The following is a 15,633-nucleotide window of genomic DNA, read 5'->3' as shown; positions in this document are numbered from 1 at the left end:
ATTTTTTTAATCTGTGAATCCCGATAGCTATCGGGAGTGGCTATAAATAAACTTTGAATCTTAGTGTCAAAAAAATCTAAAAAACCTTCACAAAACCCAACCCATATTGTTGTCCATTATAGAACGGCATTATCATAGAAGTTGAATTACTTTCAGACGATGATTTGAATAATTTTCGGGTAATATACGGATTCATCCAATAGGCCAGTTTAGTACTCAAAATCCCAATTCCGGCTCCGGCAGCAACATCTGTTAACCAATGGCGATTGTTGTAAATTCTAAATAATCCCGTTCCGGTTGCAACGGCATAACCTGCGATTCCGTACCAAATCGATTTGTCTTTGTATTCCTGCCATAAAAATTCAGCTCCGGCAAAAGCAGTTGCAGTATGTCCGGAAGGGAAAGAATTGTTCGAACTGCCGTCTGGCCTTTCTTCATGTACAATCGATTTTAAACCCAAAATCGTTGTCGCCATAATAGCGTATGAAGTCACAAATATCACAGATCGATCCCGCATATTATTCTTGCCTTTTACACCAAAAGCATTCAAAGCATAAACTGAAGCTGCAGGTGCGTATTGAGAGAAATCATCAATCGTAATCTTCTCGTCAATATCTTCTGTAACTTCTGATTTAATTTGATGATTAAAACTTAAGAGCTGATCATTTCCAATTCCAATAACGCCGTATCCAATTAATACTCCCGGAATAATTAATTGTTTGTAATTGAATTTCAGGTTATGTGAAGTACTGTCAATTTTGGTTATCGAATCATTTTGCTGTGCATTTGCAGAAAAAAATCCGAATAGAAATACCAGAGAAATCGTTTTGTAAAACATCTTTCGTTATTGTTATAAGTTGCAATAATAACGAATGTTCAATGCAGGTATTTTGGGCTTAATTGAACCTTAAGCGAATATTAATCAGTTGTCTTTGAATGAAGTAATTGGATTAAGATTGGCTAAATATTAGAGGATAAAATATTCAATATCAATGAAAATTTCAATAGTAAATAAAAATATTATTTTTCAATTAAAGGTGTAGTCCCTACGGGACAAACATTTCGCGTGTAAAATTTTTCTACCAATATATAATCTCTCCGAGATATTACTCCGTTAGAAGTTAAATGTTGGTAGAAAAAAAGAAATATTTATGTCATATAATCTCTTTGAGATATACTCCGTTAGGAGTTAAATGTTGGTAGAAAAAGATAATCACGACAAGTAAAAATGCCCCGTAGGGACTACATAAAATTCCGTAGGAATGATTTATATTGTAGCAACGGATTTTAATCCGTTGAAAATTAGATTTATAAATTTTTAAAATTCCGTAGGAACGACCTGTTTTATGCGGAACTGGATTAAAATCCAGCCCTACAATATTGGCCGAGCCTCCGGCTCTTTTTTACACTTTCAACGTAAACTAAAAAAAAATCCTTTTAATCTGTGAAATCTGTGGCGAAAAAACTGGATTAAAATCCAGCCCTACAATATTGGTCGAGCCTCCGGCTCTTTTTTATACTTTCAACGAAAACCAAAACGTACTTCCCAAACCTAAATTACTTTCGACACCAATAATTCCATTTTGCGCTTCGATAAATTCTTTGCTAATGGCTAAACCTAATCCGGTTCCTGATTTCTGACTGCCGGGAATCTGAAAATATTTATCAAAAACTTTGTCTTTGTATCGCGCATCGATTCCTTTTCCGGTATCGATCACCTGAAAAACAATCTGATCCTTTTCTTCTTTTAATTTGATAACAATCGTACTTTTTTCAGAAGAATACGTAATCGCATTTGAAAGATAATTAATCAAAACCCAGCCTGTTTTTTCGCTGTCGGCTTTTACGTTTTGAAGATTTTCATCGGCATCAATAACCAATTTAATTTGTTTTTGATCGGCCTGAACTTTTACCGCTTCAACAGCATAATTTACAATAGCATACGGATTACTTTTTTCAATATTCAGCTGAATATTTCCGGTTTCCAGTTGTGATAAATTCAGTAATTCTCCGGTAATTTTCAATAACCTTTGGCTATCATCTTTAATGCTTTCTACCAATTGTTTTTGATCGTCGTTCATATCGCCTGTTTTATTGTTTTGAAGCAATTGAAGACTCAGTTTTATAGAAGCAATAGGGGTTTTTAATTCGTGTGAAACGGTGGCAATAAAATTTGTTTTCGCAAAATCAAGTTCTTTAAATAAAGTAATATTTCGCAGAATAATGACATCACCAATATTGATTTCTTTTTCTTCACCTGTTGGAGTTATCGTGATGTTGATAGTTTCTTTATCAAAATAACTTTCTTTTCCGTGAGCGAAAATCTTCATTGGTTGTTTTTTCTGAGAATCAGTTGCTAATTCTTTCAAAATCAAAGAACGAATTAGGTCATTTGACAACGCTAGAGTAGAAGCCGATTTCCCGATAACATCTTCAGATTTCATTCCGATTATTTTTAGTGCTTCATCATTCACAAACAAAATAATGCCCTCATTATCCAATCCAATAATAGGATCGTGCATGTTATTGATAAGGGTTTCCAGTCGTTTTTTCTCAAAGAACAATTTATACAAATTACTATTGTTGTATTCCTGGAGTTTTTGCGCCATGGTATTAAACGATTTGGCGAGATCTCCATATTCGTTATGATTAGTAAAATGCACACGCTCCGAATAATTTTTATTTGCAATTTCCTTAATACTCTGAGTCAATTCCTTAATGGGGTTCGCAATGTTATTGGGTAAATTCACCAGTAGATTAAAGGCGATCAAAAAACACAAAGTCCCCACAATGGCAATCCATAAATTGGCAGTTTCAGCGGTATGTTTGGCGATATCACTTTTTTGCTTTATGGCATCGAGATTGAGTTTCATAATCGCAAAAATATCCTGTCTGATTTGTGTTTTTACAGCTTCGTCAGTACTGTTTTTTTCTAAAAGTGCAAAGCTTTTTTCAAGACTTGCTGTTGCTTCTTTTTCTCCGGGTTCAGTAACATTCTGAGTCTGTTTTGCAAGATATTCTTTAAATGTATGCAGTTTATTATCCGTACTCATTTTAGTTTCATCCAAAGACAAAATCATATTTCTGGAATATTCCAGCGTGTTGTAATTCGCTTTCAGAATATTCTCCGTGTCTGCTTTTATCAAAAAAACAGAATAGCCACTGACTAATGAAAGTATGATTATCATTAAAAATAACAATCCAACTCCCAGATTCAATTTAGTTTTAATTCTCATGATGTTTATTTTAAAAACATTTTATTTTTTTTTGAACCATATAAGTTATATAAGAGGATGCATAATTAAGGAAAGGTTAAAAACTTTAACGAACTTAGCGTAAACCTTTGCGTTCTTTGCGGTTAAATTTTTCAGATTTCCAATTTAAATGAACTTATATAACTTACATGGTTTAAAACGACTATTATGGTTAGAAAATTTACGATAAAATAACAAGGTCTACATTCGATAAAGACAAGCTATTTAATAAGCGTCTGAAAATCGTTGTAGACAAAATTACTTTAAATAAATTCAAATGCGGTTTTCCGATGCAAACAGTTGTAATATGTTTTTCTTCCACCGCAATCAAAATAGCATCTGCAATATTTTTGTTCTCTGTTTTAATCACTTCAGCACCCAATTGTACTGCCAGTTTAAAATTATTAATTAGATGGCGTTGTTTGTCTAATGCAATTTTTGTACTGCTTTCTTTAGGAGTTTCTACATACAAAACATACCAGGATCCGTTGTAATAACTTGCCAGACGAGCCGCTTTTCTAATCACGATTTTGGCTGTTTTATCATTACTGCTGATACATGCCAACAGTTTTTCATGTCTCAAAGCATGTAGTTGAGGTACTTCGCTTTCGACTTTTCTCACCACCTGACTCGCTACTTCTTTCAGGGCCAATTCACGTAATTGCAGAATTTGATCCGATTTAAAAAAATTTGTCAAAGCCGTCTGGATTTTATCGGCAGTATAAATTTTTCCTTCCTTCAAACGCGCAATCAAATCTTCAGAAGTCAAATCGATATTCACGACTTCATCTGCCAGTCGCAACACATTATCCGGAATACGTTCCTGAACATCAATTCCTGTAATCCGTTTTACATCTTCATTCAGACTTTCAATATGCTGAATATTCACTGCCGAAATCACATTGATTCCCGCTTCCAGAATCTCTAAAACATCCTGCCAGCGTTTTTCGTTTTTGCTTCCTTCAACATTTGTGTGTGCCAGTTCATCCACAATTACCACTTCAGGTCTCAGATTGATAATAGCCTGCACGTCAAGTTCTTCTAGCTCTTTTCCTTTATAGAAAATGGTTCGCCGTGGAATCACAGGCAAACCAGATAAAAGTTCATGCGTTTCTTTTCGCATATGTGTTTCGATGTAACCAATTTTTACATCAATTCCGTTTTTCAACAGCGAATGTGCTTCTTGTAACATCCGATAAGTTTTACCCACACCGGCGCTCATGCCAATGTAGACTTTAAACTTTCCTTTTCGTGATTTCTGAATTAAATCGAGAAAGTGCTGTGCGTTATTTTCTTTTTTCTGTTCCATATGGTTTTGCCACGAAGGCACTAAGTCGCAAAGTTTTTATTTTTTTAGCCACGAATTCACGAATTTTTATTTATAAATGGGATAAATTATAATTCGTGAATTCGTGGCGAATAAATCAACACAAAGAGATGTAAAATCCATTTAATCTGTGAAATCTGTGGCTGAATATTTTCTAGAAACTAATCGCCAACGAAGTCGTTACAAACGTATTGGTATCTGTTGGAAGATTGTCTTTTGTAAATATTTCATCTTTACTCGAAAGATTTCTTGCTTCTAATCTAAACATTACATTATCAGTAACTAAGTAATCAAAGTTAGCTGAAAATCCGTAAGTTTTAAAACCATTTGGTGTTTCTGTTGAAATGATCACACCTTTTTCATCACTATAATATTCACCACGTGCTGCTAACTGAATTTTAGCAGTTGGTTTGTATTGCAGAATCAAAACGGGTGAAAACCACGTATCATATTTATTGCTGTTTTTAGCCGTTTGTTGTGAACCAACATCAAAACCAGCTGTAATATTTGTTTTATCTGTTACCTTAAATTGCCCGTAAAAGTTATTAAAATAACGCCATTTTTTGTCGATATCCGGTTGCTCATTCCCAACATAAGTACTCCAGTTCAAAACCACTCTGTCTGATGGTTTATAGGTAACCTGCGTTCCAAAAGCAGGTGTTTGATTACCTTTTACTTTCTCAATACGCTGCCAGCCATTTAGATACATTCCGGCCAAATACCATTTTCCAGACTCAGAAGTGTAACCAATTTTAACTCCTGTTTCATAATACGGAGAGTTTTCAGCCAGAATGCTTCTTGTTAAAGTGGGGCAATCTTTTCCAATTGCGCTTTCAAAACCAATATGTGCCGGCATAATTCCAGCATCGACCCATAAATTATGGCTTTGCGAAATTTTAACACCCACATTCGCTTCATATACATTTTTCAATAAACCCTGTTCGGCCGCCATATTATATTCGGCGTAAGTTCCGGCCATTAGGGCAAAATTCCCACGAATATTATCTTTCGAATAATTCACTTTTGCCAATCCTAAATTGATATTTACTTCATTACTTTTATTGTAATTGTAAAAAAAGCCCGGGCGTGTATGATCTTCCGGTTTCCCAAAATCATAACTATAATAAGTTTCTACATATCCCGAAAACGTAAACGGACTTTTTGTTTCGTCCTGAGCGTGTAAATTGCTAAAACCAAATGCGATTAAAGCGGTAAGTATAATTTTTTTCATTTTGTTTGTCATTGTGAGGAAGACTTGTTCGCCGCGGCGAAAACAATCTCATCCTCATTAATTTATTATTTAGTAGGTTTTAAGGAGCTATTTCCTGCTATCCGTTTCAATCTTTTACTTTTTAAAGAAAAAAGTAAAAGGATTTCCACTACTATCAGGGCTAGGACATTTGGGGTAAAAAAGGGCGTGTATTATCCTAACAGGTTTCCAAAACCTGTTAGGATAAAAAACTTAGAATCTTAGCGACTCAGAACCTTAGAACCTTTTCCAGAAAGCTCATCCAAAGCCACATTCAATTCCAACACATTAACCGTTGGAGTTCCCATAACCTTAGGAGTATTGATATTCGCTTCAACCAAAGCCTTCACTTTATCTTCAGATAATTTTCTTTCTGTGGCAACACGTTTCACCTGAATCAAGGCACCTTGTGGAGAAATATTCGGATCTAAACCACTTCCTGAAGCTGTCACCATATCAGCAGGAATCTCAGATTTTCTCAAATAAGGATGAACGATTAAAAATGTATCAATTCTTTTTTGAACCAAAGCCAAATATTCAGCATTGCTTGGTCCTTTGTTACTACCGCCACTTCCGGCGGCATTATAATCAACCGCCGACGGGCGTCCCCAGAAATAATTCGATTTATCGAATTTCTGACCTATTTTTTGGTATCCAACCACTTTTCCGTTAACCGAAATAGTTTCTCCTTTTCCGTGATTAGGAGCAAATTGTGCAATTCCGTAAATCGCAAGAGGATAAATAACTGCCAGTAGAATTACGGTAAGCAGTGTTAATTTTAATAGTGAGAATATAGTTTTCATTGTGTTTATTTTAAAGGTTCTAAGGGACTAAGGAGCTAAGTTTCTGAGTTTTTTTTTTAGAAACTTAGTATCTCAGAACCTTACATAAAGAAGGTTACAAGTAAATCAATTAATTTAATTCCGATAAAAGGGATAATCAATCCGCCTAAACCATAAATCAACAGGTTTCTTTTTAGAATGGCACTTGCACCAATTGGTTTATAATCAACTCCTCTCAAAGCCAGCGGAATCAAGATAGGAATGATAATCGCATTAAAAATCACGGCTGATAAAATGGCACTTTCAGGACTGTGCAAATGCATGATGTTCAATCCTTCAAGCGCAGGAATTGCAGTGATAAAAAGAGCAGGGACAATAGCAAAATACTTCGCAACGTCATTTGCAATCGAGAACGTTGTTAAAGTTCCTCGGGTCATTAAAAGTTGTTTCCCAATTTCGATAATTTCGATTAATTTTGTTGGATCATTATCAAGATCGACCATGTTTCCGGCCTCTTTCGCAGCCTGAGTTCCGCTGTTCATGGCAACACCCACATTGGCTTGCGCAAGGGCAGGAGCATCATTCGTTCCGTCACCCATCATGGCAACCAGTTTACCCAGATTTTGCTCATTTTTGATGTAGTTCATTTTATCCTCAGGTTTTGCTTCGGCAATAAAATCATCAACACCGGCAGCTTCTGCAATAAATTTTGCTGTAAGCGGATTATCTCCGGTAACCATCACTGTTTTTACACCCATTTTTCTCAATCGGTCAAAACGTTCTTTCATTCCGGTTTTTATGATATCCTGCAATTCGATAACACCTTGAACCTGATCATTTTTAATCACAACTAATGGTGTTCCTCCTTTAGACGAGATATCAATTACTTTTTGAGCGGTATCTTCAGGGAAAGTATTTCCGGCTTGAAGCGTAATGTTTTTTGCTGCATCCTGAGCGCCTTTTCTAATATTGGTTCCGTCTTTTAAAATAACTCCGGAAGTTCTGGTTTCAGCGGTAAATTTTATAGTTTGTGAAATGTGATCTGTGAGTTGTGAAATGCTTGCTTTGATCTCACCTTTTACATCTAACATTTCACTTAATTCAATAATACTTTTCCCTTCCGGAGTGTCATCTGCTAATGAACTTAACACAGCAGATTTTATAAAATCTTCTTCAGAAACGCCTTTTGCAGGATAAAAATTCGTTGCTTTTCTATTTCCAATCGTGATCGTTCCGGTTTTATCCAAAAGCAAGACATCAATATCTCCGGCAGTCTCAACCGCTTTTCCGGATTTTGTAATCACATTAGCTCTTAATGCTCTGTCCATACCTGCAATACCAATTGCTGATAATAAACCACCAATTGTGGTTGGAATCAAACAAACAAATAGTGCAATAAAAGCCGCAATCGTGATGGGTGCATTTGCATAGTCGGCAAACGGTTTTAGCGTAACGCACACAATCACGAAGATTAAAGTAAATGCGGCTAATAAAATGGTTAAGGCAATTTCGTTTGGTGTTTTCTGACGGCTTGCACCTTCAACCAAAGCAATCATTTTATCCAAAAAGCTTTCGCCGGGTTCAGAGGTCACGATTACTTTAATTTTATCAGACAATACTTTTGTTCCTCCGGTTACAGATGATTTATCACCACCCGCTTCCCGAATTACAGGAGCACTTTCTCCAGTAATAGCGCTTTCGTCAATTGTAGCTAAACCTTCGATAATTTCCCCGTCGGTTGCAATTAAATCTCCGGCTTCACAAACGAAAACATCTCCTTTTTTCAATTCAGATGAACTGATGTTTTTGATTTCTCCGTTAGGCAAAATTTGTCTTGCAGGAGTTTCTTCCCGTGTTTTTCTTAAACTATCGGCTTGTGCTTTTCCTCTGGCTTCGGCAATAGCCTCAGCAAAATTGGCAAACAAAAGAGTAGCCAGTAAAATTAAAAATACAATTAAATTATAAGTAAAACTACCCTGATCTGTTGCTCCCATTAAAATGGAAATACAAACGGCAAACATTATGGCAGTTCCTATTTCTACGGTAAACATTACCGGATTTTTGATCATCAATTTTGGATTAAGCTTCACAAAAGATTGCACTAGGGCTTCTTTTACCTGTTTGCTTTCAAACAATGATGTGGATTTATTAGTTGTCATTTTTCTTTGTGTAAAATGTTAGATGTAAAATGTGAAATTTCCTACTTTTGTAAATAATTATTTTAAATATGAAACCACATAAAAAATTGAATTCATGGATTAAAAGTTTTGAATTCGTTAAAGAAATTTATTTAGTTACTAATCAATTCCCCTCTGATGAAAAATTTGGAATCACATCTCAAATTAGAAGAGCTTCAGTTTCTGTTCCGGTTAATATTGCGGAAGGAGCTGCAAGAAAAGGCTTGAAAGAATTTATCCATTTTTTACATATTTCATTAGGATCATTATCGGAACTTGATACTTTAATCTTACTCAGTAAAGAATTAAATTTCATTACGGAGAAGAATTGTGAGCAATTAATTGAAAAACTAGACATCATAGGGAAACTTATTTATGGGTTAATTAAAAACCTTGAAAATAGATTGGCAAACCAATGAGTGTGAGATAGTTTTGTTAGATGTGAAATACTGAATTAATCACAATTTATATTTCACATCTAACTTTTTCGCATCTAACGCATTTGGAAATATTCTGCCAATGGACCAAGTGCCAACGCTGGGAAGAATGATAAGGCAGCAATAATCGCGATTACAGCAAAAAACATTACTCCAAAAATAGAAGTGTCAGTTTTTAAAGTTCCGGCACTTTCCGGGATGTATTTTTTATTCGCCAATAATCCAGCAATGGCCAATGGGCCGATTATAGGAATAAAACGACTCAGCAGTAATACGATTCCCGTAGTGATATTCCAGAACGGATTGTTATCTCCTAAACCTTCAAAACCAGAACCGTTATTGGCAGCGCTAGAAGTATACTCATATAACATTTCAGAGAATCCATGATGTCCGGGATTGTTCAGCCAGCCAGTTGCATTTCCGTTAAACCAATATCCCATTGCAGTATCATGTGCGGCAAAATAAGAAGCCAAAGCAGTACCTGATAATATTAATAAAGGATGTAGGATTGCAATAAAAGCAGCAATTTTGACTTCCCGCGCTTCAATTTTCTTCCCTAAAAATTCAGGTGTTCGACCTACCATTAATCCGGAAATAAATACAGCCAGAATGATAAAAATATAGAAGTTCAGAATCCCAACACCGCAACCGCCATAAAACGCATTGACCATCATGGCAAGCAATTCCATCGCACCGGAAACAGGCATTGAACTATCGTGCATACTGTTTACAGAACCTGTAGAAATTACAGTGGTTGCAATACTCCAGAATCCTGAAATGGCAGGCCCAAACCGAACCTCTTTTCCTTCCATTGCTCCGGTTGTCTGGGCAATTCCCATTTTTTCGATAGCAGGATTTCCATTAATTTCACTCATAACTGTTGGAATGACCAGTAATAGAAATCCAAGCGTCATAACTCCGAAAATAACGTAGGATAATTTCTTTTTCTTTAAATAAAAACCTAAAGCAAAAATCATAGCAAACGGAATAATTAATTGCGCCCATAATTCAACAGCATTCGTAAAGTAAGTAGGGTTCTCTAACGGATGTGCCGAGTTGGCGCCAAAGAAACCACCACCATTTGTACCTATATGTTTTATGGCAATAAAGGCAGCAGCTGGCCCACGAGAAACTTCTACATGATCACCCTGTAAAGTAGTGATGGTATCTTTACCTTCAAAAGTCATTGGTGACCCGCTAAATACCAAAGCAGTAGCGACAATAGCCGAAAGTGGTAATAAAATACGGGTACAGCTTTTAATAAAATAATTATAAAAGTTCCCCAATTTATCAGTGGTTCTTTCTTTCATCGCAGTAAAAACCATTGCAGCAGCAGCCATTCCGACACCGGCAGAAACAAATTGCAGGAACATCAGGAATATCTGAGATAAGTAAGAAACACCGCTTTCACCTGAATAGTGCTGTAAATTACAATTTACTATAAATGAAATGGCAGTATTAAATGCCAAATCCGGGCTCATCGATGGGTTGTTATCAGGATTTAAGAATAATGATCCCTGAAACAATAAGATAAAAAAGCAAAGAAAGAACCAGACCATATTGATACTTAAAAGTGCTTTTAAGTGCTGTTTCCAGTTCATTTCTTCGGTAGAATTGATGCCACTGATTTTAAAAATAAGTTTTTCAATTGGATTGAAAATCGGGTCAAGAAATGTTTTATCACCCAAATAAACTTTAGCTATATATTTCCCTATCGGAATGGCTAAAACTATCGAAATGATAAAAATACTGATGACGCCAAGTAATTCTGTGTTCATAATTTTGAGATTATTTTTGTTGTGAGATGTGATTTGTAAAATGAAAGATGTAAATGAAAGTTGTAACACAGCTGGCTTTTTACACATAACATTTAACTTCCTGCATCATTAAAATTTTTCGGGTTTGATTAATACATAAACCAAATAGCCAAAAACGGCAAGGGCGATAATAAATAGTGCAGTCATGATTTAGATTTTTTCAAAAAATTCAACTGATTTAAAACAAATGGCAAAAAGCAAAACAGCCAATGCGAGTAAAAGAAAAGTGATTAACATAGATTTTTATTTTAGATTTTAGATTTGTGAAATGTAAAATGTGATTTGTAAAAAGGAAGAGAAAACATCTAGACATTTCACAAAACACATTTCACTAATTACACACCGGACGTATTAACTTGTTTGATATATTCGGCTTTAAGCGTTTGGGGAAAAAGATGCGAAATGTTGCAGTGACGTACTTCCATAAAAGAAGAAACTGAGAAAACATACACATTAGAAATGGCATTTTTAGTTTCGATGCTTCCATTAATAAAAAGGCGTTCAGCAAGTGCCAGGCATTTTTTTGCACGAACGATATTACCTGAAATAATAGATTTTTTGGTGATATCGGCAAAACGTTCCGCTTGTTTGTAGATTGAGGTGACTTGATTTTTCATGATAATGAATTTTTGTGTTCTCTCCACTTATGCCAAAAGTCAGACCGAAAAAAGATATTATTAACTAAGGTGTTGCCAATAAAGGCGTTGAGGTTTCGTGCCAAAAATCAGGCATAAAAAAAGCTTATCAAAATGATAAGCTTTTATTGAAATGATAGGTATTAGGATTTGTATTTTGAATTTAAAAGTCCCGGCGGGGTGACATATTTATAGACTGTCTACGTGTCGCTCCGCTGGAGATTTTTATCATGGGGAATAAATGATCTCTCTATATATATGACGCTTCTCTGAAGCTTTAAAAATTGAATTTGGAATTTATCTTTTGAAATTTAAAACCTAATTATTGTATATTATATTCTTCCAGTTTTCGATACAAAGTAGCAATTCCAATTTCAAGAAGACGGGCAGTTTCTGCTTTATTGCCTTTCGTATAGTTTAGAACTTTCTGGATATGCAGTTTCTCAACACTTTGCATAGAAAAAGCCGACATTGATTTAGTAGCTTTTTCAGGCTGATGCTGCATTTCGTAAGGCAGTACATCTGAAGTTAAAATACTACCATTGCTTAAAATCACAGATCTTTCGATAATATTTTTAAGTTCGCGTATGTTTCCAGGCCAGGAATAATTTTCTAGTTTATGAAGAAAATCATCAGTAATATCTAAAGTCTTTTTATTCGTTTTCTCAGAAAATTGCTTCACAAAATATTGGGTAATAGGCGCAATATCTTTTATTCTTTCGCGCAAAGGCGGAAGTGTAATCTCAAAAATATTCAAACGAAAATACAAGTCAGAACGAAAACGGTGTTCTTCGCTTTCGGTTTTTAAATCCCTGTTTGTAGCGGCAATTAATCTGAAATTTGATTTTTTGGGAGTTGTATCTCCAATTGGGATATATTCGCTCGTTTCTAAAACGCGTAATAATTTGGCTTGTAGTTCAATTGGCATTTCTCCAATTTCGTCCAGGAATAAAGTTCCGCCATTCGCTTCTTCAATAAAGCCTTTTTTATCTTTTAGAGCCCCGGTAAAAGCACCTTGCTTGTGACCAAAAAGCTCGCTTTCCAGAATTTCCTTGCTGAAAGTACTGCAGTTTAAAGCGACAAAAGATTTTCCGACACGATTACTGTTTTCGTGAATCGCTTGAGCAAAAACTTCTTTTCCCGTTCCGGTTTCGCCGGCAAGTAAAACGGTCGAATCCGTTTTAGCCACTTTTTTAGCAAGATCAATAACTTGTTCGATCCCTTTTGATTTTCCTATAATGGTATTAAAAGAATATTTATCCCCAATACGTTTCTCGAGTTGTTTTACCTTTTTCTGCAAATGCGCTTTCTCAACCGCTTTATACAAAAGCGGAATAATTTTGTCGTTATCGTCACCTTTTACAATATAGTCAAAAGCACCGTTTTTCATGGCCTGAACACCATCCGGAATATTTCCGAAAGCCGTTAGTAAAATAACTTCAATCAAAGGAAAACTTCCTTTTATGTTTTGCAGAAAATCAACCCCGTTTCCGTCAGGTAGTTTTACATCACATAAAACGACATCAATATCAGTTTGCTCAAGCTTTTTGAAACCGGATTTTAAATCTTTAGCTTCAATAACTTCAAATCCTTCTGATTTAATAATGCGTGCCAATAGACTTCTGAGTTTTTCTTCATCGTCTATAATTAAAATTTTATGTGTCATTTGAGGAAAAGTCTAGGATCGAAATTTATTTTCAGATACAAATTTAGGTTTTAAATCATTCAACTTTTTGATCGATAGGAAATTCTTGCGAAAAAATAATTTTAAGATCATAAAGTGGTTGCTTCTGGTATAAAATTAACTTTCAAGCGATCTAATGGCAATATTTCAATTGTATATAACAGCATTAAAATATCTAACAGTGATAAATTTATAATTCTATTAACATGAAAAAATTTAAGCTTTGTAGCAAATGAAGTAATTTTGTATAAAAGTTACATCATATATGAAAGACTCAATTTCAATCTCAATATTAGAATTAGCTATCATTACACAAGATAGCAACGCAAGCGAAACATTTCAAAAAACAAAGGAAATAGCCCAGCTTGCAGACAATTTAGGTTACAAACGTTTTTGGTTGGCAGAACATCACAATATGGCGCATGTTGCCAGTTCAGCAACTGTAGTCTTAATTGGTTATATTGCCAGTCAGACTGAAAGCATCCGAGTAGGTTCTGGTGGAATTATGTTACCGAATCATTCTCCTTTAATAGTCGCTGAGCAATTCGGGACATTAGAAACCCTTTATCCTAACCGAATCGATTTAGGATTAGGAAGAGCACCGGGAACAGATCAGCCAACTGCCGAAGCCATCCGAAAAGACTTTTTTGAGCAGGCGCAGCGTTTCCCTCAAAACGTTACCAAGCTTCAGGACTACTTTTCTGCCGGAAATGCAATGGCAAAAGTGAGAGCTTTTCCGGCTGAAGGCACAAACGTTCCCATCTGGATTCTGGGTTCAAGTACAGAAAGTGCTGCGCTTGCCGCTGCTTACGGATTACCATATGCATTTGCCGGACATTTTGCACCACGCCAAATGATTCAGGCGTTCGAATTCTATCGTGAAAACTTCCAGCCTTCAGAATTTTTAGACAAACCCAAAACAATGGCGTGTGTTAATATCATTGCAGCCGACACAAACGAAGAAGCTGAAAGACTATCTACAAGTTTATATCAAATGTTTTTGAATTTAATTCGAGGTGATCGTAAAGGTTTGCAACCACCCGTAGATTCACTAGATGAGATTATGAGCGAAGAAGAGCGCTTCCATGTCAATCAAATGACCGCATGCACTTTCACAGGAAACAAAGAACAGTTAATAACGGATCTTAAAAAGTTTATCGATTACGCACGCGTAGATGAGCTCATGGCAACAGGTCCAATTTTCGATCATCAGGCCAAACTCAAAAGCATCCACATTACAAAAGAAGTAATCGATAGTATCAATACTATATAAGGACACTTTTATCTCTCCTATATATAAGGTACGATTTCAATCCTCTAACCCGACAGTTTTCAAAAGCTGTCGGGTTTGTTTTTGCTACCTATATATAAGAGTAATTTTTAGTCCATGAAACCTAACAGGTTTTTAAAACATGTCGGGTTTACTATTAAGTTGGTTTGGAATTTGAATCAGGAGCTATTTCCCGCTGTCCGTTCCAATCTTTTGTTTCTCCCGATAGCTATCGGGACCGGCACAAAAGGATTTTTACTACTATCGGGGCTAGGGCAGTAGTTTTCCAAAGAAACATTAGGAAAAGCAGAAACAAAAGGCAAAAAAAGAAGATCCAGCACCTTTTTGCAAACAATAAAAGCATCAAACCCCGGCTTTGTGTCTTAATAAGACTCAGGATAAAGCAGGAAAAGCAAGCAAAACAAAACCTTCGTGCCTTAGCGCCTTTGTGGCAAAAACACCCAAAACAGGCAAAAATCAAGAAAGTTACCCAAACCACAAAAAAACTTTGAATTGTAAAAACCACCCAACCAGCGACTTATGAAAAAGATTAAAAATAGTTGCGAAAAGCTATTGTTTAACTCAATAAACTAGCTACTTTTGCACCCGCAACAACGACAGACGTTCACTGAAATACTGGCAAGAGAGATTAATTAAACGGAAAATTTATTTTCTGAAAAAGATTTAAAAAAGCTTGCGAGATTTGAAAACAGATGTTACATTTGCACCCCGCAAAACAACGGAAGTTCATTGAGATATTGGTTAGGAAATGAGGAGAAAAGGAAAAGAGATTTTCTAAAAAAAAACTTCAAAATTTACTTGCCAGTTGAAAATAAATTTTCTACTTTTGCACCCGCTTTGAGAGATAAGCGAAACAAAACAGAAGACACGTTCGTAGACATATTGAATTGACAGCCGTTTTAACAGAGATGTTAAAACAAAAGAATAAGAGTAATAGAATTGAGAGATTCGAAAAGAACCGATAGAGAAAACGTCGCATA

The 15,633-nt window shown here is 35.5% G+C and carries 12 protein-coding genes; 2 read left to right on the top strand and 10 right to left on the bottom strand.

Features of this window, described 5'->3' with window-relative positions:
* Positions 1–76 precede the first annotated feature (76 nt).
* From B0A67_RS20890 to kdpB, 6 genes are all read right to left on the bottom strand, one after another.
* Positions 77–838, bottom strand: coding sequence for a phosphatase PAP2 family protein (locus B0A67_RS20890; RefSeq protein WP_072965010.1), 762 nt, complete (start codon positions 836–838; stop codon positions 77–79).
* Between the two features lie 676 nt (positions 839–1,514).
* Positions 1,515–3,236, bottom strand: a complete 1,722-nt coding sequence (locus B0A67_RS20885) for a HAMP domain-containing sensor histidine kinase (protein WP_072965009.1) — start codon at positions 3,234–3,236, stop codon at positions 1,515–1,517.
* Between the two features lie 199 nt (positions 3,237–3,435).
* Entirely contained in the window at positions 3,436–4,563 is a 1,128-nt protein-coding gene (locus B0A67_RS20880; RefSeq protein ID WP_072965008.1) for a sensor protein KdpD, read from the bottom strand.
* 172 nt (positions 4,564–4,735) lie between these two features.
* Positions 4,736–5,812: a porin gene (locus B0A67_RS20875; RefSeq protein ID WP_072965028.1), complete on the bottom strand. Its 1,077-nt coding sequence runs from the start codon at positions 5,810–5,812 to the stop codon at positions 4,736–4,738.
* A gap of 239 nt (positions 5,813–6,051) precedes the next feature.
* The gene (locus B0A67_RS20865) at positions 6,052–6,633 is read right to left on the bottom strand and encodes a K(+)-transporting ATPase subunit C (protein WP_072965006.1); all 582 of its coding nucleotides are present in this window, start codon (positions 6,631–6,633) and stop codon (positions 6,052–6,054) included.
* A gap of 80 nt (positions 6,634–6,713) precedes the next feature.
* A complete protein-coding gene (gene kdpB, locus B0A67_RS20860) occupies positions 6,714–8,771 on the bottom strand; it encodes a potassium-transporting ATPase subunit KdpB (protein WP_072965005.1) in 2,058 nt (685 codons plus the stop codon).
* A gap of 68 nt (positions 8,772–8,839) precedes the next feature.
* Between kdpB and B0A67_RS20855 the strand changes: the two genes are divergently transcribed.
* A complete protein-coding gene (locus tag B0A67_RS20855; protein WP_072965004.1) occupies positions 8,840–9,208 on the top strand; it encodes a four helix bundle protein in 369 nt (122 codons plus the stop codon).
* Between the two features lie 74 nt (positions 9,209–9,282).
* On the opposite strand, the gene kdpA is transcribed toward B0A67_RS20855, so the two are convergent.
* The 4 genes from kdpA to B0A67_RS20835 all read right to left on the bottom strand — a co-directional run bounded on the left by kdpA (position 9,283) and on the right by B0A67_RS20835 (position 13,344).
* On the bottom strand, positions 9,283–11,004 hold the full coding sequence (gene kdpA, locus B0A67_RS20850) for a potassium-transporting ATPase subunit KdpA (RefSeq protein WP_072965003.1): 1,722 nt from the start codon (positions 11,002–11,004) through the stop codon (positions 9,283–9,285).
* A gap of 108 nt (positions 11,005–11,112) precedes the next feature.
* Positions 11,113–11,190 carry a K(+)-transporting ATPase subunit F gene (gene kdpF / locus B0A67_RS25440; RefSeq protein WP_016362011.1) on the bottom strand — a complete coding sequence of 26 codons (78 nt, stop codon included), beginning with the start codon at positions 11,188–11,190 and terminating at the stop codon, positions 11,113–11,115.
* A gap of 188 nt (positions 11,191–11,378) precedes the next feature.
* Positions 11,379–11,660 carry a DUF7674 family protein gene (locus tag B0A67_RS20840; protein WP_055094560.1) on the bottom strand — a complete coding sequence of 94 codons (282 nt, stop codon included), beginning with the start codon at positions 11,658–11,660 and terminating at the stop codon, positions 11,379–11,381.
* 340 nt (positions 11,661–12,000) lie between these two features.
* Positions 12,001–13,344, bottom strand: a complete 1,344-nt coding sequence (locus tag B0A67_RS20835; RefSeq protein ID WP_072965002.1) for a sigma-54-dependent transcriptional regulator — start codon at positions 13,342–13,344, stop codon at positions 12,001–12,003.
* Between the two features lie 283 nt (positions 13,345–13,627).
* On the opposite strand from B0A67_RS20835, the gene B0A67_RS20830 reads away from it, so the two are divergent.
* The gene (locus B0A67_RS20830) at positions 13,628–14,635 is read left to right on the top strand and encodes an LLM class flavin-dependent oxidoreductase (RefSeq protein ID WP_072965001.1); all 1,008 of its coding nucleotides are present in this window, start codon (positions 13,628–13,630) and stop codon (positions 14,633–14,635) included.
* The last annotated feature ends 998 nt before the right edge of the window (positions 14,636–15,633 follow it).

It is taken from the genome of Flavobacterium aquidurense (assembly GCF_002217195.1).
GTDB lineage: Bacteria > Bacteroidota > Bacteroidia > Flavobacteriales > Flavobacteriaceae > Flavobacterium > Flavobacterium frigidimaris.
Note: the sequence above shows the minus strand (reverse complement) of the source record. Positions and strands in the feature narration are given on the sequence as shown.

Coding starts and splice junctions, on each gene's coding strand:
- B0A67_RS20890 (WP_072965010.1), bottom strand. CDS start 838: ATGTTTTACAAAACGATTTCTCTGGTATTTCTATTCGGATTTTTTTCT.
- B0A67_RS20885 (WP_072965009.1), bottom strand. CDS start 3,236: ATGAGAATTAAAACTAAATTGAATCTGGGAGTTGGATTGTTATTTTTA.
- B0A67_RS20880 (WP_072965008.1), bottom strand. CDS start 4,563: ATGGAACAGAAAAAAGAAAATAACGCACAGCACTTTCTCGATTTAATT.
- B0A67_RS20875 (WP_072965028.1), bottom strand. CDS start 5,812: ATGAAAAAAATTATACTTACCGCTTTAATCGCATTTGGTTTTAGCAAT.
- B0A67_RS20865 (WP_072965006.1), bottom strand. CDS start 6,633: ATGAAAACTATATTCTCACTATTAAAATTAACACTGCTTACCGTAATT.
- kdpB (WP_072965005.1), bottom strand. CDS start 8,771: ATGACAACTAATAAATCCACATCATTGTTTGAAAGCAAACAGGTAAAA.
- B0A67_RS20855 (WP_072965004.1), top strand. CDS start 8,840: ATGAAACCACATAAAAAATTGAATTCATGGATTAAAAGTTTTGAATTC.
- kdpA (WP_072965003.1), bottom strand. CDS start 11,004: ATGAACACAGAATTACTTGGCGTCATCAGTATTTTTATCATTTCGATA.
- kdpF (WP_016362011.1), bottom strand. CDS start 11,190: ATGACTGCACTATTTATTATCGCCCTTGCCGTTTTTGGCTATTTGGTT.
- B0A67_RS20840 (WP_055094560.1), bottom strand. CDS start 11,660: ATGAAAAATCAAGTCACCTCAATCTACAAACAAGCGGAACGTTTTGCC.
- B0A67_RS20835 (WP_072965002.1), bottom strand. CDS start 13,344: ATGACACATAAAATTTTAATTATAGACGATGAAGAAAAACTCAGAAGT.
- B0A67_RS20830 (WP_072965001.1), top strand. CDS start 13,628: ATGAAAGACTCAATTTCAATCTCAATATTAGAATTAGCTATCATTACA.